The sequence below is a fragment of the Brevundimonas sp. UBA7664 genome, assembly GCF_002483305.1.
GTDB lineage: Bacteria > Pseudomonadota > Alphaproteobacteria > Caulobacterales > Caulobacteraceae > Brevundimonas.
In genome coordinates, this window is sequence record NZ_DLHQ01000026.1 from 57,363 (window position 1) to 76,865 (window position 19,503).

General features: G+C 69.8%; 19 protein-coding genes. 12 read left to right on the forward strand and 7 right to left on the reverse strand.

The window, feature by feature from the left end:
- Positions 1-421: 421 nt before the first annotated feature.
- The 3 genes from dnaE to B2742_RS06230 are packed head-to-tail and all read left to right on the forward strand — an operon-like array spanning position 422 to position 4,750.
- Positions 422-3,877 (forward strand): DNA polymerase III subunit alpha, encoded by a 3,456-nt coding sequence (dnaE, locus tag B2742_RS06220; protein WP_292064133.1) that lies wholly within the window; start codon positions 422-424, stop codon positions 3,875-3,877.
- Positions 3,877-4,398 (forward strand): hypothetical protein, encoded by a 522-nt coding sequence (locus B2742_RS06225; protein WP_292064135.1) that lies wholly within the window; start codon positions 3,877-3,879, stop codon positions 4,396-4,398. The genes dnaE and B2742_RS06225 overlap by 1 nt, the downstream gene beginning before the upstream one ends.
- A 1-nt stretch (position 4,399) precedes the next feature.
- Positions 4,400-4,750, forward strand: a complete 351-nt coding sequence (locus B2742_RS06230) for a GFA family protein (protein WP_292064138.1) — start codon at positions 4,400-4,402, stop codon at positions 4,748-4,750.
- Here B2742_RS06230 and B2742_RS06235 read toward each other — a convergent pair.
- Genes B2742_RS06235 through B2742_RS06245 form a run of 3 tightly spaced genes read right to left on the reverse strand, consistent with a single transcriptional unit; the run spans position 4,747 to position 7,809 of the window.
- Positions 4,747-5,544: a TrmH family RNA methyltransferase gene (locus B2742_RS06235; protein ID WP_292064141.1), complete on the reverse strand. Its 798-nt coding sequence runs from the start codon at positions 5,542-5,544 to the stop codon at positions 4,747-4,749. The two genes, B2742_RS06230 and B2742_RS06235, sit on opposite strands and share 4 nt — an antisense overlap.
- Positions 5,541-6,431, reverse strand: coding sequence for a class I SAM-dependent methyltransferase (locus B2742_RS06240; RefSeq protein ID WP_292064143.1), 891 nt, complete (start codon positions 6,429-6,431; stop codon positions 5,541-5,543). Before B2742_RS06240 ends, B2742_RS06235 begins: the two co-directional genes overlap by 4 nt.
- Entirely contained in the window at positions 6,403-7,809 is a 1,407-nt protein-coding gene (locus B2742_RS06245; protein WP_292064145.1) for a glycosyltransferase family 2 protein, read from the reverse strand. The genes B2742_RS06240 and B2742_RS06245 overlap by 29 nt, the downstream gene beginning before the upstream one ends.
- Before the next feature lie 178 nt (positions 7,810-7,987).
- Here B2742_RS06245 and B2742_RS06250 point away from each other — a divergent pair, with 178 nt between their 5' ends.
- Genes B2742_RS06250 through B2742_RS06265 form a run of 4 tightly spaced genes read left to right on the forward strand, consistent with a single transcriptional unit; the run spans position 7,988 to position 11,194 of the window.
- Positions 7,988-8,620: a TetR/AcrR family transcriptional regulator gene (locus tag B2742_RS06250; protein ID WP_292064146.1), complete on the forward strand. Its 633-nt coding sequence runs from the start codon at positions 7,988-7,990 to the stop codon at positions 8,618-8,620.
- Positions 8,621-8,652: 32 nt separating this feature from the next.
- Positions 8,653-9,414, forward strand: coding sequence for an ABC transporter substrate-binding protein (locus B2742_RS06255; protein WP_292064693.1), 762 nt, complete (start codon positions 8,653-8,655; stop codon positions 9,412-9,414).
- Positions 9,411-10,400: a FecCD family ABC transporter permease gene (locus tag B2742_RS06260; RefSeq protein ID WP_292064148.1), complete on the forward strand. Its 990-nt coding sequence runs from the start codon at positions 9,411-9,413 to the stop codon at positions 10,398-10,400. The genes B2742_RS06255 and B2742_RS06260 overlap by 4 nt, the downstream gene beginning before the upstream one ends.
- 5 nt (positions 10,401-10,405) lie before the next feature.
- Entirely contained in the window at positions 10,406-11,194 is a 789-nt protein-coding gene (locus B2742_RS06265) for an ABC transporter ATP-binding protein (protein ID WP_292064696.1), read from the forward strand.
- On the opposite strand, the gene B2742_RS06270 is transcribed toward B2742_RS06265, so the two are convergent.
- Positions 11,143-13,230 (reverse strand): lytic transglycosylase domain-containing protein, encoded by a 2,088-nt coding sequence (locus B2742_RS06270; protein ID WP_292064150.1) that lies wholly within the window; start codon positions 13,228-13,230, stop codon positions 11,143-11,145. The genes B2742_RS06265 and B2742_RS06270 overlap by 52 nt on opposite strands.
- Positions 13,231-13,345: 115 nt before the next feature.
- Between B2742_RS06270 and dapA the strand changes: the two genes are divergently transcribed.
- Both dapA and smpB read left to right on the forward strand, forming a co-directional pair.
- On the forward strand, positions 13,346-14,230 hold the full coding sequence (gene dapA, locus B2742_RS06275) for a 4-hydroxy-tetrahydrodipicolinate synthase (protein ID WP_292064153.1): 885 nt from the start codon (positions 13,346-13,348) through the stop codon (positions 14,228-14,230).
- A 20-nt stretch (positions 14,231-14,250) separates the two neighbouring features.
- Positions 14,251-14,700, forward strand: coding sequence for an SsrA-binding protein SmpB (smpB, locus tag B2742_RS06280; protein ID WP_292028137.1), 450 nt, complete (start codon positions 14,251-14,253; stop codon positions 14,698-14,700).
- 10 nt (positions 14,701-14,710) lie between these two features.
- On the opposite strand, the gene B2742_RS06285 is transcribed toward smpB, so the two are convergent.
- From B2742_RS06285 to B2742_RS06295, 3 genes are all read right to left on the reverse strand, one after another.
- Entirely contained in the window at positions 14,711-15,073 is a 363-nt protein-coding gene (locus tag B2742_RS06285) for a hypothetical protein (protein WP_292064156.1), read from the reverse strand.
- Between the two features lie 82 nt (positions 15,074-15,155).
- Positions 15,156-15,371 (reverse strand): hypothetical protein, encoded by a 216-nt coding sequence (locus B2742_RS06290; protein WP_292064159.1) that lies wholly within the window; start codon positions 15,369-15,371, stop codon positions 15,156-15,158.
- Between the two features lie 129 nt (positions 15,372-15,500).
- Positions 15,501-16,205 carry a uracil-DNA glycosylase gene (locus B2742_RS06295; RefSeq protein ID WP_414633048.1) on the reverse strand — a complete coding sequence of 235 codons (705 nt, stop codon included), beginning with the start codon at positions 16,203-16,205 and terminating at the stop codon, positions 15,501-15,503.
- On the opposite strand from B2742_RS06295, the gene folK reads away from it, so the two are divergent.
- From folK to B2742_RS06310, 3 genes are all read left to right on the forward strand, one after another.
- Positions 16,204-16,761, forward strand: coding sequence for a 2-amino-4-hydroxy-6-hydroxymethyldihydropteridine diphosphokinase (gene folK, locus B2742_RS06300; RefSeq protein ID WP_292064163.1), 558 nt, complete (start codon positions 16,204-16,206; stop codon positions 16,759-16,761). The two genes, B2742_RS06295 and folK, sit on opposite strands and share 2 nt — an antisense overlap.
- Positions 16,762-16,846: 85 nt before the next feature.
- A complete protein-coding gene (gene rpoZ, locus B2742_RS06305) occupies positions 16,847-17,206 on the forward strand; it encodes a DNA-directed RNA polymerase subunit omega (protein ID WP_292064166.1) in 360 nt (119 codons plus the stop codon).
- Positions 17,207-17,307: 101 nt separating this feature from the next.
- On the forward strand, positions 17,308-19,494 hold the full coding sequence (locus B2742_RS06310; RefSeq protein ID WP_292064168.1) for a RelA/SpoT family protein: 2,187 nt from the start codon (positions 17,308-17,310) through the stop codon (positions 19,492-19,494).
- The last annotated feature ends 9 nt before the right edge of the window (positions 19,495-19,503 follow it).

A 19,503-nucleotide genomic window follows, 5' to 3' on the forward strand; every position in this document is an offset into this window, starting at 1 on the left:
GCTCCTGTGTCACTCGACAAACGCCGCTTGACGAGAACAAAGCCGCAACTTAGAACATACCCAGAACACGCAAGGGAGGCCGTCATGGCGCGTTGGGTTCGGGATACATTGTCGCTGGCGTCGTGCGGCGGCTTCGTCTGGGTGATGTGGCAGGCGGCATTGATGACCTCGGCGGTCTGAGGAGTCCGGACCGTCCACCTGTCGGGTCCCGCGAATTCAAGGAGTTGCAGCCCGGGCGCGGTCGATGTGAACGATGTGGACGGTTGTTTTTCCGTGTGGCCCGGAGCCCCGGGGGTGGCTGGGGCGGCTATCCACAGACGGTCCCGGTTGGGAGCGCGCGTTCGGCCGCTTTCCGGTGTCGCCGTCGCCCGCGATGTGAGACTCGGTTCAGAACAGGAGCAGGCGAAGGAACGGGACCGGTTTGACCGAGACGCTGAACAGCCAGGGCTTCATCCACCTCCGGGTCCGCTCGGCCTATTCGCTGCTGGAAGGCGCGATCAAGGCGGGCAAGGTTCCGGTCCTGGCGGCGGACGCAGGCATGCCGGCGGTCGGCGTGGCGGACCGCGCCAACCTGTTCGGGGCGCTGGAGTTTTCCGAGGCGGCGAAAGGGGCGGGGGTCCAGCCCGTCGTGGCCTGCGCCATCCCGGTCACGGGCATCGGCGGCAAGATCAACGAGCGCTGGGCCAGGGTCCCGACCGTCGTCCTGCTGGTCCAGAACGAGGCCGGTTGGTTGAACCTGTGCGCCCTGTCGTCCTCGGCCTTCCTCGACGCCGGCGCGATGGATGAGCCCAGCGTGCCCTGGACCATGGTGGCCGAACGGTCCGAGGGGTTGATCCTGTTGTCGGGCGGCCCTGACGGCCCCGTCGACCCCCTGTTCGTCCAGTCCCGGCCCGATGAGGCCGCCGCCGCCCTCGCCGAAATGGCCCGCGTCTTCGGCGACCGCTTCTATGTCGAACTGCAGCGCCACGGCCTCGCCAGCGAGGGCCAGGCCGAACGCGGTCTGGTCGAATGGGCGTATGCGAACGACGCACCGCTGGTCGCCACCAACGACGTCCACTATGCGAAGGCGGCCCAGGCCAAGTCGCACGACGCCCTGATGTGCATCGCCGACGGCGCCTTCACCGGACAGGAGGACCGCCGCCGCGTCACCGGCCAGCACTGGTTCAAGCCCGCGGCAGCCATGCGGGAGCTGTTCGCCGACCTGCCCGAGGCCTGCGACAACACCATCGAAATCGCACGCCGGTGCGCCTTCCTCGCCCCCACCCGCGCGCCGATCCTGCCCCGGTTCGACGCCGGCGCCGGCCGCACCGAGCCCGAGGAGCTGATGCATCAGGCCCGCGAGGGGCTGAAGGCGCGGCTGGCGGCCGTGACTCCCGTCGCGCCGGAGGCCGACTACTGGGCCCGCCTCGAATGGGAGGTCGGCATCATCCAGCAGATGGGCTTCCCCGGCTATTTCCTGATCGTGTCGGACTTCATCAAATGGGCCAAGAACCACGGCATCCCCGTGGGGCCGGGCCGGGGTTCGGGCGCGGGCTCGCTGGTCGCCTGGGCCCTGACCATCACCGATCTGGATCCGTTGCGTTTCGGCCTGCTGTTCGAGCGGTTCCTCAACCCCGAACGGGTCTCCATGCCCGACTTCGACATCGACTTCTGCCAGGAGCGGCGGGAAGAGGTGATCGACTACGTCCAGGCCCGCTACGGCAAGGACCGGGTGGCCCAGATCATCACCTTCGGCACCCTGCAGGCGCGGGCCGTGCTGCGCGACGTCGGCCGGGTGCTGCAGATGCCGCTGGGCCAGGTCGATCGCCTCGCCAAGATGGTGCCGGCCAACCCCGCCAACCCCGTCACCCTCGCCCAGGCCATCGAGATCGAGCCCCGCCTGCGCGAGGCCCGCGACAGCGACAAGGCGGTGGCGACCCTGCTGGAAACGGCGCTGGAGCTGGAGGGGCTGTACCGCAACGCCTCGACCCACGCCGCCGGCATCGTCATCGGCGACCGGCCGCTGATCGAGCTGGCGCCGCTGTACCAGGACCCGCGCTCAACCATTCCGGCCAGCCAGTTCAACATGAAATGGGTCGAGGCCGCCGGTCTGGTGAAGTTCGACTTCCTCGGCCTCAAGACCCTGACCGTGCTGGACCGCGCGCGGCAGTATCTGGAAAGGCGCGGCGCCGCCGTCGACTGGAACGGCCTGCCGCTCGACGATCCGAAGACCTATGAGCTGATGGCCTCGGGCCAGACCGTCGGGGTGTTCCAGCTGGAATCCCAGGGCATGCGCGACACCCTGCGCAAGATGCGCTGCGGTTCGATCGAGGAGATCACCGCCCTGATCTCCCTCTACCGGCCCGGGCCGATGGAGATGATCGACACCTATATCGACCGGAAGTTCGGGCGGCAGCAGGTCGACTATCTGCACCCCTCCCTGACCGAGGTGCTGACCGAGACCTATGGCGTCATCATCTACCAGGAGCAGGTGATGAAGATCGCCCAGGTCCTGGCCGGCTACAGCCTCGGCGAGGCCGACCTTCTTCGCCGCGCCATGGGCAAGAAGAAGAAGGAGGAGATGGACTTCCAGCGCGCGCGCTTCATCGCCGGCGCGTCCGAGAAGGGGGTGTCCGAGGAACAGTCCGGCGGCATTTTCGATCTGGTGGCCAAGTTCGCGGGCTACGGCTTCAACAAGTCCCACGCCGCCGCCTACGCCCTGATCAGCTTCCAGACCGGCTGGCTGAAGGCGAACCATCCGGTCGAGTTCATGGCCGCGTCCATGAGTCTCGATCTCAGCAATACCGACAAACTGGCCGTTTTCTATCAGGATTGTCGCCGGTTCGAGGTGCCGATCAAGTCGCCGGACGTGAACCGGTCCTCGGCCGATTTCGACGTCGCCTGGGAGGGCGGGAAGGGGGCCGTCCTCTACGCCCTGGGCGCCATCCGCAACGTCGGCCTCGAGGCGATGAAGCATCTGGTCGAGGTGCGCGAGACCGGCGGCCGGTTCACCGACATCTTTGACTTCCTCGAGCGCGTCGACCCGCGAAGCGTCAACAAGCGGGCGCTCGAGAACCTCGCCCGCGCCGGCGCCTTCGACAGCTTCCATTCCAACCGCCGCCAGCTGTTCGAACAGGCCGACACCCTGATGGCCTATTGCCAGAGCGTGGCGGCCGAACGCGCCTCGTCGCAGGTGTCCCTGTTCGGCGGCGACCAGGCCGGCGCCGCCCGCCCACGCCTCAAGCCGGTCGAGCCCTGGGTCGGGCCCGAGAAGCTGGACCAGGAGCTGGCCGCCGTCGGCTTCTACCTGTCCGGCCACCCGCTGGAGGACATGGCCCCGGCGCTGAAGCGCAAGCGCGTCACCTTCGTCGCCGAGGCCACGGCCCTGGCCGAGAGCGGCCACGAGGCCTTCCTGATGGCCGGCGTCGTCCGCCGCCGTCAGGAGCGGGCCAGCGCCAAGTCCGGCGAGAAGTTCGCCTTCGTCACCTTCTCCGACCCGACGGGCGAGTTCGAATGTCTGTTCCCGCCCGAACAGCTGCGCAAATGCCGTGAGGTGCTGGAGGTCGGGGCCTCGATCATGGTGCGGGTGCGGGCCAAGTCGGCCGACGGCGAGGTGCGCTTCTTCGGCGACGACGCCAGCCGTCTCGACACGCTGATCGATGACGGCGCCATGGGCCTGCGCATCCATGTCTCGGCCCGGACCGCCGACGCGGAGGCGCTCAGGACCCGGCTGGAGAAGGCGCGCGCCCAAGGCAAGGGCGGGGAGGTCTCGCTGGTCGCCTCCCTCGACGGCCGCCGCGAGGTCGAGCTGAAACTGCCGGGCCGCTACCGGCTGGACGGCGCCCTGCGCGGGGCGCTGAAGTCGGCGCCGGGGGTGGTGTTGCTGGAGGATGCGTGATGGCTGAAGGGCCGGATCGGCCGCCGCACCAGGTCATCGCCGACCATGTGGCGAGCTTCGCCGCACGGACGGATGAGGAGGTCCTGCAGGCCTTGGCCGCCCTGGCTCCGCTTCCCGACGAGGACAGCGCCGAATGGGATGACGAACAGACCTGGGATCGGGCGAATCTCTACACCGCCCTCGCCGACGTAGCGGCGATTCGGAGGTTGAGAGCCGCGATCCCCCTGCTGCTTGAACGGGCCAGTTTCGGCGATCCCGGTGAGATGATGCGAGGCCTGCGCCACAGTCTCGAGGCCATCGTCAATCCGGACTGGGGCGCTCTGACGACGGCCTGCATGGACCTCGCAGCCTCCGACCGCCCGGGCACCCGGCTCTGGGCGCTGACGCAACTGGCCACACTGGCCGATGAGCGGGCCCGTCCGATATTCGAGGCCGCTTCCGAAAGTCCCTTGCAGGAGATTCGGGAGGCCGGCGAACTGGGCGTATTCCGGCTCGACCGGGCTGGAAACACGGAAGACTGACATGGCCCAAAACCACACCGGATCATGCCGCTGCGGCGCGGTGGCGTTCGAGGTCGAGACCGATCTGGAGGGGCTGATCGAGTGCAATTGCTCGCACTCCTATCGCAAGGGGCTGGTGCTGGCCTTCGTCGCGCCCGACGCCTTCCGCCTGACCGCGGACGGGCCGCAGACGGAATATCAGTTCAACACCCACAAGATCCGCCACCTGTTCTGCGAGACCTGCGGCGTCCAGTCCTTCGCCCGCGGCTCGACCGCCGACGGCAAGGCGATGATCGCCGTCAACATCCGCACCCTGACCGACATCGAACCGTTCAGCTGGACGGCGCAGCGGGTGGACGGGCGCAGCTTCTAGGCCCTGTCGGTCACCGCATAGACCATGATCCCCGTGGCCACGGCCAGGTTCAGGCTGTCGGCCCGGCCGCGCATGGGAATCTTGACGTTGACGTCACAGGCGGCGGCCAGCGCGTCGGTCAGTCCGGCCTGTTCGTTGCCCATCAGGATCAGGGCCGGATATTCGATGGCGGCGTCGTGGTGGCCGACCGTCGCGTCCAGCCGCGTGCCGATGACGCTGCCGGGCCACATCTGGCGCCAGGCGATGAACTCGGCCGGCGTGGCGCGGGCGATGGCGACCGCAAACACCGAGCCCATGGTCGCCCGCACGGCCTCGACCGAGAAGGGGTCGACGCAGTCGCCGATCAGGATGACCCCGCCGCAGCCGGCCGCGTCGGCGGTGCGGATGATGGTGCCCAGATTGCCAGGATCGCGGACCTGCTCCAGCGCCACCCAGGCCGGGGCGGTGGCGGGCTGGATGGCCGACAGGGGCGTATAGACCTGGTCGAACACGCCCAGCACGGTCTGGGGGTTGTCGCGCCGGCTGATCTTCTCGAGGATGGCGTGGGTCACGATCACCACCTCGCCGCCGGCGGCCCGGGTGGCCTCGCGGGCGCGGTCGAGGATCGGATGCGGCCGGGCGTCCTCGCCGACCATCAGCAGCCGCGGCGCGCGGTTCTGATCCAGCGCCTCGCCGATGAATTTCAAGCCCTCGGCGAGGAACCGGCCGGTCGCCTCGCGCTCCTTGCGCATATGCAGCGCGCGGACGTTCTTGACCGTATCATTGGTCAGGGAGGTGATCAGGCGGTCGTTCATGCCGACCAGCGCGCGAAGAAGCTCAGGCCGATGGCTCGCCCGTCCGGCCCGTCCTCGGCCAAGGCCAACTCGCCCCAGTCGATGACCCCGCCGCGATCCGCGGTGGCTTCTGCCATCAGATGGGCCAGGGACAGGCCGGAGACGCGGGCGGCATAGGCGTTGAGCAGCAGGAAGGAGGCGTCGTCAGAGAGCAGGGCGGCGCAGTCCTTCAGCAGGGCCGGCATATCCTCGAACAGCCGCCAGACCTCGCCCGTCGGGCCCCGGCCGTATTTCGGCGGATCGAGGATGATGCCGTCGTATTTCGAGCCGCGCCGGACCTCGCGGGCGACGTATTTGCGGGCGTCCTCGACGATCCAGCGGATCGGGCGGTCGGCCATGCCGGACAGTTCGGCGTTCTCGCGGGCCCAGGCCACCGACTTCTTGGAGGCGTCGACATGGGTGACCTCAGCCCCCGCGGCGGCGCAGGCGAGGCTGGCGACGCCGGTGTAGCCGAACAGATTGAGGATCTTCGGCTGCTTCAGGCGACGAATGCGTCCGTCCAGCCACTCCCAGTTGGCGGCCTGTTCGGGGAAGAAGGCCAGGTGACGAAACGGAGTGAACCGGCTGGTGAAGCGCACGTCGCGCCACGCCAGGGGGAAGCTGTCGATCGGATTTCCGGCAAACCGCCAGCGGCCGGTCTCGTCCTCGTCGGTCGGATCGAAGACGGCGTCGGCGGCGTCGAACGCGGCCGGATCGCGCGGCGACCAGAAGCACTGGGGCTCGGGCCGGACCACGGTATGGCGCCCATAGCGCTCGAGCTTGCGCCCGCCGCCGCTGTCCAGCAGGGCGTAATCCGCCCAGGCGCGGGTGACGAGGGTCTCAGGCGACGGGTTCAGGCGCGGCGACATGACCCGCTGATAGGCGGAGAGGCGCGGTCGCGTCCAGCGCATCGTGCGTTTCGGCGGTGGCCGGCGCGGGGTCGTCCGTATCAGGCGATGCGTCGCGCCGGTGCGGGGTCTTGTCCCAGGCGAAGGGCTCCCGGACCAGCCGCCAGGCGGCATGGGCGAAGGCCACGCTCAACAGGGCCCAGTAGGCCGGCGCCGCGAGCATGTCGATCGGGCCATAGGGCACACCGGCGCGCCGGGCCCCGATGGCGCACGACAGCCAGGCCGAGGCGGCCCCGAGCACCAGCACGCTGAGCGCCAGCCGCGGAGTCTCGGGCGGAAGTCCGGCCACGAGGGGGACCAGCACCGTGACCGCGACCCAGGCGAGGCACAGGCCATGGATCGCCGCCGAGGCAAGGCCCGCGCCCAGCGTCATCAACAGCGCCAACGCCCCGCGCAGGCCGAGCCGCCAGGGCTGTCGCGTATGCACGCCCCAGGTCTGCAGATACCCCTTCAGCCAGCGCGTTCTCTGCGGGAGCCAGAGAGGAAACCCGCCCGGCGGCGCTTCCCACGTCGGCCGCGCCAGGACGCCGAGCCGCCAGCCCCGCGACCACAGGCGGAAACCGAGGTCGGCGTCCTCGGTGACATTCCACGCGTCCCACCCGCCGGCCTCGCGGAGCCGGTCGACCCGGAAATGATTGCTGGTGCCGCCGAGCGGGAAGGGGAGGTCGAGCCGGGCCATGCCGGGCAGGACCGCCTCGAACAGGCTGGCGTATTCGGCGCTGAACTGACGCGCGATGAAGCCGGGCGCGGCGCGGATGCGGAGCGGCGCCTGGAGGCAGGCCAGCCGGCCGGTCCGGTCAGCGGCGAAACGCGCGGCCGCTTCGCGCAGTTGTCCGGGGTCGGGAGCGTCCTCGGCGTCATAGACGGTCAGCAACTCGCCCGTAGCCCGTGCGAGGGCGTAGTTCAGGGCGCGCGGCTTGGTCTGCGGCTTGCCGGGCGGCGTGACGAGGATGTCGAGCCAGTCCGGTCGCGGCGCGGCGCGGGCGGCGGCGATCGTGTCGTGGTCGTGGGCCTCGAGCACCAGCAGGCCCTGGAGCCGGTCGGCCGGATAGTCGATGCGCGACAGGCGTTCGATCAGCTGGCCGACGATTTCGGCCTCGTCATGCAAGGCGGCGAGGACGGTGTAGCGGGGCCAGTGTTCCGGAATGGCGGGCTCAGGGAGGCGGACGACGCTGACCAGGATCAGCAGCACGCGCCAGAGCGCCACGGCGAGGAAGACGCCCGCCGCGCCGGCGACGACGCCGCTCGCCAGCTGATGGGGCCGAAGCCACACGATGAGGGCCAGCGCGACCGCGAGGACCACAAGTGTCACAAGCTGGAAGGGCGCGATACCTCTCATGACCGCGCTCTGTTCGGGCGGCGGCCCATATCGCGCGGCGTCGCGCCGGCGATCTTCCAGATCGCTGATCTCAGCCCTCTCCACTACCAAGGGTTACCTTGGTGATTCGCGCGGAGCAAGTGGTTGGCGCGAGCCGGGGAATGCCGCTATTCAGGGCCGGACGTCCGGAGCCCGCCGCGTGACCCTCGCCACCCCCCCGAACCTGCGTTCGCAACGCAAGCCCAAGGGCGAAGGCCATGCGCGTCGCGCGGAGATTCTGGCCGCCGCCGAACGCATCTTCGTCGAGCATGGCTATGAGGGGGCGACGATCCGCAAGATTGCCGACGAGGTCGGCCTGTCCTCGACCGCGCTCTACATGCATTTCGCCGAGAAGGGCGAAATCCTCCACGAAATCTGCCGCCAGGCCTTCGCCGCCCTGCTGGAGATGAACGAGTCGATCGTGGCCGAGCCGGGCGGGCCCGAGGCGCGGCTGAGGCGGATGATGGCGGCCTATATCGAATTCGGCTTCGCCAACCCCAACGCCTATCGGCTGATCTATATGACCCGGCCGGCGGAGCTGCAGCACGGCGCCCTGTCGGCGGCGCAGGAGCTGGGCGGCTCGCTGTACCGGTCGTTCGAACAGGTGGTCGAGGACGCCGAGGCCGCCGGCCTGCTGCGCGGCGACGCCCGGACGACGGCCCAGGCGCTGTGGGCCGGGTGCCATGGGGTGGTGTCGCTGGTGATCACCAAACCCTATTTTGACTGGGTCGATCGCGAGACGCTGGTGACCACCCTGCTTGAGGGGTTGTTCGCGGGCCTGCTGAAACCGTGAGGTGGCTCGCATGGGGGCTGGCCGGGCTGGCGATGGTCGGAGCCGGCGTCGCCGAGGCCCGGCCGTTGCGGGTGATGGCGCTGGACCAGTGCGCCGACCAGTATGTGCTGGCCCTGAGGCCGGACGCCGAACTGGCCCTGTCGCCACGCGCCGATGATCCCGACGCCTGGTTGCGCGAGGCGGCCGCCGGACGACGTCGGGTGCGCCCGACGCTGGAGGCGGCGATCGCATTCCGGCCGGATGTGGTGGTGCGCTACTGGGGCGGCGAACCGCGCCTTCTGGCCCGGCTGGAAGCGACGGGCGTGCGGGTCGTCACCATAGCGGATGCGACGGATTTCAACGGGGTGCGGGCGGATATTCGTGCGGTGGCGCAAGGTCTGGGCGTGCCCGCCCGTGGCCAGGCCCTCGCGGCGCGGATGGATGCGACGCTGCGGGACGCCGCGCCCGGTCCAGAGACGCCGGAACGGTCGGCGCTGTATCTGACGGCGGGGGGGTTCACGGCCGGCAAGGGGACGCTGGTGGACGCCATCCTGAAGGCGGCCGGGTTCAGCAATGCGGCCAGGGGGCCGTTCTTCGCCCCGGTCAGCGTCGAGCGGATCGCCCTGTTTCCGCCCGCGCGGTTCGTGCTGGGCTTCTTCGACCAGACGCGCAGCGACTGGCGCGGGCCGGGTCGGCATCCGGTCGTGCGGCGAGTGGCGAAGGGGCGGGTGGCGGCAAGGCTGCCGGCGGAGGCCCTGACCTGCCCGGCCTGGTTCGCGGCCGATGCGGCGGCGATGCTGAAGGCCGCGGCGTGACCCGGCCGTCCAGGCTTACGCTGGTTCTCGCAGGCCTGATCGCGGTGGCGGCGGTGATGGGAATCCTGCTGGGCGAGACCGTTTTCAACATGGCGCAGATCACCCAGGCCTTTACCGATCCGGGCTCCGGACCGGCGGAGGTGTTCTGGCAGGTCCGGGCGCCGCGCGTGGCGACGGCGCTGATGGTGGGTGCGGCGCTGGGTCTGTCAGGCGCGGTGATGCAGGGATTGTTACGCAATCCGCTGGCCGATCCGGGCGTGCTGGGCGTGTCGGCGGCGGCGGCCCTGGCGGCGGCGGGTGCCATTGTGCTCGGCGCGGCGGCGATCCCGGGCGCGGTCGAGGTCTCGGCCCTGATCGGCGCCGGTCTGGCGGGAGGCTTGCTGATCCTGTTCTCAGCGCGGGTGCGCTCGCCCGAGGCGCTGATCCTGTTCGGGGTGGCGGTGTCCAGCTTCGCCGGCGCGGCCACCGCCCTGATCTTCAACCTGTCGCCATCGCCCATCGCCACGGCCGAGGTGATGAACTGGCTGCTGGGCTCGGTGCAGAATCGGAGCTGGATCGACGTGGCCTGGGTGACCCCGGCGGTGCTGGTGGCCGCTGCATTGGCGGCCGCGGCGGCGCCGGGGCTGCGGATGCTGAGCCTCGGCGAGGAAACGGCGCGGACCTCGGGCCTGCCGATGGCGCGCCTGAGGCTGCTGGCCTTGGCGGCCACGGCGCTGGCGGCCGGCGCGGCGGTGGCCGTGGCCGGGGTGATCGGCTTCGTCGGTCTGGCGGCGCCGCATCTGGTGCGCAGCGCGGTGCGGGGCGATCCGGGGCGGCTGCTGCTGCCCTCGGCCCTGGCGGGGGCGCTGATGCTGGTGGTCGCGGACCTGCTGGCGCGGATGACGCCGACCGATCAGGAATTGAAGCTGGGCGTGTTCACCGCCCTGGTAGGGGCGCCGCTGTTCGCGCTGATCGCCTGGCGGGCGGCAAGGGAGTGGCGGCTGTGAGCGCGATGGGCCTGACGGGCGCCACGGCCATGCTGGGCGCCAGGACCGTGCTGGACGGGGTCGACCTGTCGGTGGCCGCCGGCGAGCTCGTGGCCGTGGTCGGGCCGAACGGCGCGGGCAAGTCGAGCGCGATCCGGGCGCTGGCTGGCCTGCTGCCGCTGACGGCCGGACGGGCGCGATTGAACGGGGACGATGTGGCCGGTCTGTCGCCGCGCGAGCGTGCGGCGCGGGCCGCCTATCTGCCGCAGGAGCGGCGAATCGCCTGGAACCTGCCCGCCGTCGAGGTCGCCGCCCTGGGTGCGCCCTTTCTCAACGGCGTCGACGCCCTGACCGCCGCCCGCGCCGCGCTGGACGAGGTCGAGGCCGGGCATCTGGCGGACCGGGGCGTGGCCGAGATGTCGGGCGGCGAGCGGGCGAGGGTCCTGCTGGCGCGGGCGCTGGCGACGGGCGCCCAGGCCTTGCTGGCCGATGAGCCAACCGCCGGGCTCGACCCCGAGGCGCAGCTGATGGTGCTGGATCGGCTGAAAGGCCGGGCGAGGACGGGGCAGGCGGTGCTGGTCAGCCTGCACGACCTCGCGCTGGCGGCGCGGTTCGCGGATCGGGTCGTGGTGCTGGAGAGAGGGCGGGTTGTGGCCAACGGCGCGCCGATGACGGCGCTGACGCCGGCGGTCATGGCGAACACTTTCGGGCTGACGGCGCGGTGGGTCGAAGGACCCGACGGACCGCTGTTGTCGAGCGGTCGCTACTCCGCCGGTTCGCCCTCGGGCGCGCGCACGCCGTCGGCGCCGGCATAGGTGTAAGGGCTGGGGCCCGCCGGGGCGCCGCGGCGCAGGTCGGACGACAGGGTCAGCGGGGCCGAGCCGCCGTTCAGGCGGGCCCGATAAACCTGCATATTTTCCATGACTCGCATCATGTAGTTGCGAGTTTCGGTGAAGGGCGCGCACTCGATGAAGTCGACCGGATCGACCGCGCCGCCGCGCGGATCGCCGCAACGGGCGATCCATTGCGGGGGGCGGGCGGGACCCGCGTTGTAGCCGATGGTGGTCAGCAGCATCGAACCGCCGAAATCGCTGGTCAGGTCGCCGAGGTGGAAACTGCCCAGCGTCATGTTGAAGTCGCCGTCGTACAGCCGCTCGTCGGAATAGGGCAGACCCAGCTGGCGGGCCACGGCGCGACCGGTGGCGGGCAGGAATTGCATCATGCCGCGGGCGTTGGCGTGGGAACGGGCGCGGGGGTCGAAGCTGGATTCCTGGCGCGTGATGGCGAGAGTGAACTCCAGCGGCGCGGCGCCCGGCACGGACGGCGGAATCCGGATCGGATACTGGCGCTCGGGCATCAGGAAGCCCCGCTGGCTGGCGGCCCGCCCGATCATCATGGCGGTGAAGCCTTCGCCGTAGTTGCGCGACAGGTCCATCAGCAGGGCCAGGCCCTCGGGTCCGGGCAGGTCATCGTCGAGCTGATAGGCGAAGACACGGAACAGGCTGGCCTCGCCGGTCTCGCCGAGGATGCGCAGGGCGCGCACCACCTCATTGGCCTCGAAGGCGGCAATGTCGGCGCTGGTCGGGACCGGGTCGGCCGGCAGGGTGATCGTGGTCAGGCCGGCCTTCTCGGCGGCCAGCTGGCCGTAGAAGGTCTGGATGTGGCGGGCGCCGTCCCGATAGTGCTGAACCGCAGCGGGCGTATTGCCCTGGGCCTCGGCGGCGCGACCCAGCCAGTAGAGGGCGCGGCCCTGGGTGATCGGCGTCGACGACATCTGACGCAGGGCCTCGAAATGGCGCGTCGCGCGGGCCGGGTCGTTCAGCTTCACCAGCGCCGCCCAGCCGGCGAAGAACTCGGCGTCGACCATGCGTTCGCCGCCGGGGAAGCCGTGGCCGGCCATGGAATCATAGGCCGCCTGCCAGTTCCGACGCTCCAGCGCGTCGAGGAAATAGTTGCGGCGCTCGCTCCACAGGGTGTTCTGGCCCTCGGTGTGTGAGGGGGCCGGCGGCAGGGCGGCCAGCAGGGCGAAGCCCTCCGACTGGCGGTTCTGGGACCGCAGGATGCGGACACGCTCCAGCACCACGGCGGGATCCATCGCCTGCGACGGGCTGAGGTTGGCGACCACGGCGTCCGGACTGTAGGCGGTGCGCAGGGCCATGGCCGCCTCGGCGACGGCGCGGCGCTCGGACGAGACCAACTGGATCATGGCCCGTGTCGCCGGTCCATGCGGGCCGAGCAGCAGCATGTTCAGCCGCGCCTCATGGTCCGCCTGGGTCAGGGCGGCGCCCCAGCGGGTCAGCACGCGCGACTGGGTCGCCTCCTCGAACGATCGGGTGCGCCACCATTCGCCGATCAGCCGGCGGGCCTCTTCGCCGCGTCCGCCCTGTTCGAGCGCTTCGGCGAGGGCGATCGCCCCCTCGATCGTCGTGGGGCTGCGCTGCGCGAACAGGGCCAGCGCCGAGGCGCTGCCGGCGTAGGACCGGTCCAGCACCTGTTCGGCGGCGGTGCGGCGGCTCTCGGCGCGCGGCCAGCCGGCGAATCCGCGCTGGGCGGCGGCCAGATCGCTGTAGGGCATCTGGGCGGCCGAGGTATCGAGCAGGGCCCATTCGACCAGCTTGCGGGCGACCGGGTCGCTGATCTGTGCGGCGGCATTGCGGGCGCCGGAGATGTCACGCGCGCGGGCGGCGGCCAGACCCTGGCGGAAAAGCACGGTGTCCTGATCGTTGAGCAGCCGGGCCTGGTTGCTGACCGGCCCCGAGGCCACGGCGCTGTAGGGGACCTCCTGGGGCAGCAGGCTCTCGGGCGCGGGGACAAGCAGGGCCAATGCGGCCGCAAGGCTGGTAGCGATCATTGCCTGTCCGATCTCCATGCGTCGCGGTTGCGGTCGGGCGACCGGCAACCTACCCTCCAACGCTTAATATCCGGCGACTGTCGCCCCGATCTTCCACGCAGGACCAACTGTCTCAATGACCGCTCCCTTGTTCAAGGGCGTGATCACCGCCCTGATCACACCACTTCGTGACGGAAAGGTGGACGAAGCCGCCTTCACGCAACTTCTGGAACGCCAGATCGCCGCCGGCATCCACGGCGTCGTGCCGATGGGCACGACGGGCGAGAGCGCGTCCCTGACGCTCGACGAGCACAAGCGCGTGGTGGAGCTGTGCGTGCAGGTCGCGGCCGGACGGATCCGCGTGATCGCCGGCGCCGGCTCGTCGGCGACGGACAAGTCCATCGAGCTGGCGCGGTTCGCCAAGACCGTCGGCGCCGACGGCGCCCTGATCGTCACCCCCTATTACAACCGGCCCTCGCAGGCGGGCCTGGCCCTGCATTTCGAGGCGATCGCCGAGGCCGTCCAGCTTCCGGTGCTGCTGTACAACGTCCCCGGCCGGACCGGTGTGGACATGTCGAACGAGACGGTGGCCCGGCTGGCGGCGCATCCGAACATCGTCGGCATCAAGGACGCGACCGGCGACCTGTCGCGGGTCAGCTGGATGCGGGCCAACATCGGCGGGCAGTTCGACCTGATCTCGGGCGACGACCCCAGCTACCTCGGCTACCATGCCCAGGGCGGCGTGGGCGTGATCTCGGTGACGTCGAATGTTGCGCCGGAGGCCATGGTCGCCCTGCATGAGGCGGCGGCGGCGGGCGACTACGCCACGGCGCGCGACTGGCAGGACCGGCTGATCGGCCTGCACAAGGCGCTGTTCCTCGACAACTCGCCGGCGCCGACGAAATACGCCCTGTCGCGCCTGCAGCTGTGCGGCGAGGAGATCCGTCTGCCCCTGTCCCTGACGTCCGATGCGGTCAAGCCGGCCATCGACCGCGCCATGGCGGATGCGGGTCTGGGCTGATGGCTTCCACGGCGCCGAAGATGAAGATCATCGCCGAGAACCGGCGGGCGAAATTCGACTATTTCCTCGAGGATTACATCGAGGCCGGCATCATGCTGCTCGGCACCGAGATCAAGGCGCTGCGCGACGGACGGGCCAATATCGCCGAGAGCTATGCAGCGGTGGAGGGGCGCGAGATCGTGCTCGTGAACGCCGACATCCCGCCCTACAAACAGGCCAACCGCTTCAACCACGAGCCGCGCCGGCACCGGAAGCTGCTGCTGCACCGCAAGCAGATCGACAAGCTGATCGGCGCCGTCCAGCGCGACGGCCAGACCATCATTCCGGTCAAGCTGTACCTGAACGAGGCGGGCAAGGCGAAGATCGAGATCGCCCTGGCTAAGGGCAAGAAGCTGCACGACAAGCGCGAGGCCACGGCCCAGCGCGACTGGCAGCGGGACAAGGCGCGACTGATGAAGGACCGGGGATAAGGGCGAGTCGCTAGAGTTCCAGCCGCTCGCCGATGGAATCGTTGGGGCCGCGCTTGACCACGAAGGACCCTGTTCTTGCGCCAAGGTTGTTCAGGGTCGGCTTGATGGCCTCGTACATCCGGTCGGCGCTCTCGCCGTAGATGTAGATGACGAAATAGCCGCCACCGATCTCGTGTCCATCCACGACACCGAGGGAGCCGACAGCCCGGCTGAGGGCGTCCTCAACCGGATACAGGGCGAACGTCTCGCCGCTCGCGCCGAACTCAGCGTCGGATAGTTTGAGATTCACCACGACCGCCTCATGGACGGGCGCCGTCGCGCATCCGGACGCGGCGACGGCGAGGCCGAACAGGACTGCTGCGATGCCGCGCATCTTCAACTCCACCCAAACCGAGGTTCAGAGACGATCGGCCGATCCGTCTGTCAAATCCGCGCCCGTTGGGTCCGCGGCGCGGTCAGCCCAACGGCGAGCCGAGATCGACGACCGGCTGGGCGTCCAGAACCCCCGGGGCTGGCGCCGTCATATAGGCTTCGATACCGCCCGGACCCACGGAGGGCTGGCTCCATTGCTGGATCACCATCCCCATGGCGGCGATCAGGCCCGCCATCAGCAGCGCCCACAGCGCCGTCTTGCGTTCCTGAGGTGAGAAGACCCCGTTCGACCTACGCATCACAGCCCTCCAAAGCTGTTCGATCAACGCAAGGTACGCAGCACTGTTCCTGACCCCGGAGGGTACACCCGCCGCCCACTGATTCGCGTTGCGGGAGAGCCACACTCGCCGGTCAGGCGAGTGGGAGGGTCAGCTTTCGATGATCTGACGGGCGCGCCGGAACACCGCTTCGAACATGGCGGGGGTCAGCCGGCCGGTGTTCGTGTTGAGGCGGGAGCAGTGATAGCTGTTCAGGATCACATAGCCGCCAAGGTCGGCCTCGACGCCGTGCCCGGGGGGCGCCGCGGAGCCCTTGAGGCCCAGCGCCTTGAGCACATTGCGCCGCGACACGTCGCCGAGGGTGACAATGACCTTGAGCCGGGGCAGGGCGGCCAGCCGCGCGGTCAGGAAGGGACGGCAGGTGGCCTCCTCGGCCGGCAGCGGCTTGTTGCCGGGCGGGGCGCAGCGGACGGCGTTGGTGATCATGCAGTCGACCAGCTGAAGCGTGTCGTCGGGCCGCGCCTCGTACACGCCCGTGGCGAAGCCGGTCTTGATCAGCGTCTCGTAGAGAATCCAGCCCGCGCCGTCGCCGGTGAAGGGGCGGCCGGTCCGGTTGGCTCCGGTGCGGCCGGGAGCCAGGCCCGCGACCAGCAGCCGGGCGTCCGGGTCGCCGAAGGAGGGCGCCGGACCGTTGAACCAGTCCGGGTTCTGGCGCTGGTTCTCACGACGGTATTCGACCAGGCGCGGGCACAGGGGACAGTCGCGGGGCGGTTCACAAGGGGCGATCGGCAAGGCGGGCGAATCCTTCGGCGACGGGCGGGCGCGCCGGCCTTCATTGGTGTAATATGCGGGCATGGAAAAGCCCGGCCCGGAGAACACGGCGGCGCGGCCCGTCCCGTTCACCGGTGCGGAGGGGCTGGACGACGCCGTGGTCGTGGCCCTGGGCTGCAATGATCCGGGCGCATGGCGCGACTGCCGCCAGGCGCTGGAGGCGGCGCTGGCGCGGTTCCGGGCCGAAGGCATCGATGTGGTGGCGCGGTCGTCATGGTGGCGCTCGGTCGCCTGGCCGGATCCGAACGATCCGCCGTTCCTGAACGGGGTGGTGATCGTCCACACCGCCCACGGTCCGCACGAACTGATGGCGGCCCTCGGCCGGATCGAGGACGCGTTCGGCCGCCAGCGCGCCGCCGCCAACGCCCCGCGGACCCTCGATCTCGACCTGATCGCCTATGGTCGCACGACCGGCGACCTGGCGGGCCTGATCCTGCCGCACCCGCGCGCGGCGGTGCGGAAGTTCGTGATGGGCCCGCTGGCGGAGATCGCGCCGGGGTGGCGGCATCCGGACGGGCAGACGGCCCTGGCGCTGGCCGAGCGAGCCTCCGTGGGAAATGACGCGACCCCGCTGCCGTGACGCCTCATTCCCGCCCATGCGGCGTTGCACAATTGAGGCTGACCCTATAGTTTGTGCGGTTCTCCCCCCGCGCCCGAGGATATTCATGGCTCGCGTCACTGTCGAAGACTGCATCGAGAAGGTGCCGAACCGGTTCGGCCTGGTTCTGCTGGCGGGCAACCGCGCCCGCGCCATCGCCAACGGCGCGCCGCTGACCCTCGATCGGGACAACGACAAGAACCCCGTCGTCGCCCTGCGCGAACTGGCCGACTCCACCGTCGCGCCGGAAGAGCTGCGCGAGACGGTGATCGTCGCCCTGCAACGCGTCGACGAGCGCACCGAAGCCGAGGACGAGGCCGAAATCGTGGGCCTGCTGGCTGAACCCCAGCACATGAACATGGCCGAAGCCGAGCTGATCCGCGCGCTGCAAAGCGACCGCGACGGCGGGCAGGAGGAACGCTACTGACGGCGGAACCCGCCAACGGTATCACCATCCTGCCGGCGCGGCAGCCCGCGCCGACGCCCGAACCCGCCAATCTCAATGACCCCGGCGGTCCGCGCCCTCATGTGGACGCGGACTTCCATCCCCGCTCGCGGGTGCTGCGCCAGTTCGAACTGGTCGAGGCGGTTCGCGCCTATGATCCCACCGCGGACGAGGCGCTGCTGAACCGCGCCTATGTCTATGCGATGAAGATGCACGGCTCGCAGCTGCGGGCCTCCGGCGATCCCTATTTCGCCCATCCGATCCAGGTCGCGGGCATCCTGACCGACTACCGGCTCGACACCGCCACCATCGTCACCGCCCTGCTGCATGATGTAGTCGAGGACACCTCGGCCACACGTGACGACATCGCCGGCATGTTCGGCGAGGAGATCGCCTCGCTGGTCGAGGGGGTCACGAAGCTGTCGCGGCTGGAGCTTCAGGCCGAGCATACGCGCCAGGCCGAGAACCTGCGCAAATTCATCCTCGCCATCTCCAAGGACGTCCGCGTCCTGCTGGTGAAGCTGGCCGACCGTCTGCACAACATGCGGACCCTGAAATACGTCAAGCCGGAGAAGCGCGAGCGCATCTCCCGCGAGACCCTCGAGGTCTACGCCCCGCTCGGCCGGTCGATCGGCATCCATTCGATCGCCTCCGAGCTTGAGGAGCTGGCGTTCGAGCATCTGAACCCGACGGCCCGCACCGCCATCGAGCGGCGGCTGGAGGCGCTGAAGCTGGAGCACGGCCGCGCCATCGACGGGGTCTCCCGCGAGGTCGAGCGCGTGCTGGAAGAGGCCGGGGTCCACGCCCAGGTGTTCGGCCGGCAGAAGACGCCCTATTCGATCTGGCGCAAGCTGCAGCGCAAGTCGGTGGGCTTCTCGTCCCTGTCCGACATCTACGGCTTCCGCGTCATCGTCGAGGCCGAGGACGACTGCTACCGCGCCCTGGGGGTGATCCACCGCGCCTGGCCCATGGTGCCGGAGCGGTTCAAGGACTTCATCTCCACGCCCAAGTCGAACAACTACCGCTCGCTGCACACGACCGTGGTCGGGCCGTCGGGTCTGCGCATCGAGATGCAGATCCGCACCGAACCGATGGACCGGGTCGCCGAGGACGGTGTGGCGGCGCACTGGGCCTACAAGAACAAGTCCTACGGCTTCGACCGCGAGGCCATGGAGGCCGACGGCGGCCGCGACCCGCTGCAGAACCTGCGCCACCTGGTCCAGGTGATCGAGCACGGCGAGGGCGGCGAGGACTGGGTCGAACACGCCAAGCTGGAGATGTATCTCGAGCAGGTCTTCGTCTTCACGCCCAAGGGATCGCTGATCACCCTGCCGCGCGGGGGCATGGCGCTGGACTTCGCCTACGCCGTCCACACCGAGGTCGGCGATACGGCCGTGGGGGTCAAGATCAACGGCGAGCTCAAGCCGATGCGGACCCAGCTACAGAACGGCGACGTGGTCGAGATTGTGCGCGGAGCCAAGCGCGAGATCCCGGTCGACTGGCGCTCCCTGACCGTCACCGGCCGGGCGCGCTCGGCGATCCGCCGACATATCCGCACCTCCGAGCGCGGCGAGTTCCAGAAACTGGGCCGGGCGACGCTGGATCAGACCCTGTCACGCGCCGGCAAGACCCTGGCCGAGGTGTCGCTGAAAGCCATGCTGGAGACCTTCGCCTTCGCGTCCGAGGAGGATCTGTACGAAGCGATCGGGCGCGGCCGGGTTTCGGCGGCCAAGGTCGGCGAGACCCTGTTCCCGGCGCTGAAGGGCCGGCTGAAGGCCGGGCCCGACCGGAAACGCATCGGCGACGAACAGGCGCGTCTGTTCGTGCGCGGCGGCGGACTGACGCCGGGCATCAGCGTCCATTTCGGACACTGCTGCTCGCCTGTGCCCGGCGACCGCATCGTCGGCATTCTCGAGCCCGAGGCCGGACTGACGGTCCACACCATCGACTGCCAGCAACTGGCGGAGTACGCCGACGACGACTCGGTCTGGCAGGACCTGCAATGGACGCCCCAGGCCGAGCAGGGGGCGGTCGCCTCGGCCCGGATCCGCGCCACCATCAAGAATGCGCCGGGCGTTCTGGGCCAGGTCGCCACCATCATCGGCGAGGCCGGCGGCAACATCCTCAATCTGGTCATGAGCCACCGACAGCAGGACTTCTTCGACGTCGACATCGACATGGAGGTCGAGGACGCCAAACACGCCACCGCCATCATGGCGGCGCTGCGGACCAATCCGTCAGTGGACACCGTCGAACGGGCGCGGGGGTGAGCGACCCGG

Coding starts and splice junctions, on each gene's coding strand:
- B2742_RS06225 (WP_292064135.1), top strand. CDS start 3,877: ATGGCTGAAGGGCCGGATCGGCCGCCGCACCAGGTCATCGCCGACCAT.
- B2742_RS06270 (WP_292064150.1), bottom strand. CDS start 13,230: ATGATCGCTACCAGCCTTGCGGCCGCATTGGCCCTGCTTGTCCCCGCG.
- B2742_RS06255 (WP_292064693.1), top strand. CDS start 8,653: ATGGTCGGAGCCGGCGTCGCCGAGGCCCGGCCGTTGCGGGTGATGGCG.
- B2742_RS06290 (WP_292064159.1), bottom strand. CDS start 15,371: ATGCGTAGGTCGAACGGGGTCTTCTCACCTCAGGAACGCAAGACGGCG.
- B2742_RS06245 (WP_292064145.1), bottom strand. CDS start 7,809: ATGAGAGGTATCGCGCCCTTCCAGCTTGTGACACTTGTGGTCCTCGCG.
- B2742_RS06230 (WP_292064138.1), top strand. CDS start 4,400: ATGGCCCAAAACCACACCGGATCATGCCGCTGCGGCGCGGTGGCGTTC.
- B2742_RS06295 (WP_414633048.1), bottom strand. CDS start 16,205: ATGCCCGCATATTACACCAATGAAGGCCGGCGCGCCCGCCCGTCGCCG.
- B2742_RS06265 (WP_292064696.1), top strand. CDS start 10,406: ATGGGCCTGACGGGCGCCACGGCCATGCTGGGCGCCAGGACCGTGCTG.
- B2742_RS06235 (WP_292064141.1), bottom strand. CDS start 5,544: ATGAACGACCGCCTGATCACCTCCCTGACCAATGATACGGTCAAGAAC.
- smpB (WP_292028137.1), top strand. CDS start 14,251: ATGAAGATCATCGCCGAGAACCGGCGGGCGAAATTCGACTATTTCCTC.
- folK (WP_292064163.1), top strand. CDS start 16,204: ATGGAAAAGCCCGGCCCGGAGAACACGGCGGCGCGGCCCGTCCCGTTC.
- B2742_RS06240 (WP_292064143.1), bottom strand. CDS start 6,431: ATGTCGCCGCGCCTGAACCCGTCGCCTGAGACCCTCGTCACCCGCGCC.
- dapA (WP_292064153.1), top strand. CDS start 13,346: ATGACCGCTCCCTTGTTCAAGGGCGTGATCACCGCCCTGATCACACCA.
- rpoZ (WP_292064166.1), top strand. CDS start 16,847: ATGGCTCGCGTCACTGTCGAAGACTGCATCGAGAAGGTGCCGAACCGG.
- B2742_RS06285 (WP_292064156.1), bottom strand. CDS start 15,073: ATGCGCGGCATCGCAGCAGTCCTGTTCGGCCTCGCCGTCGCCGCGTCC.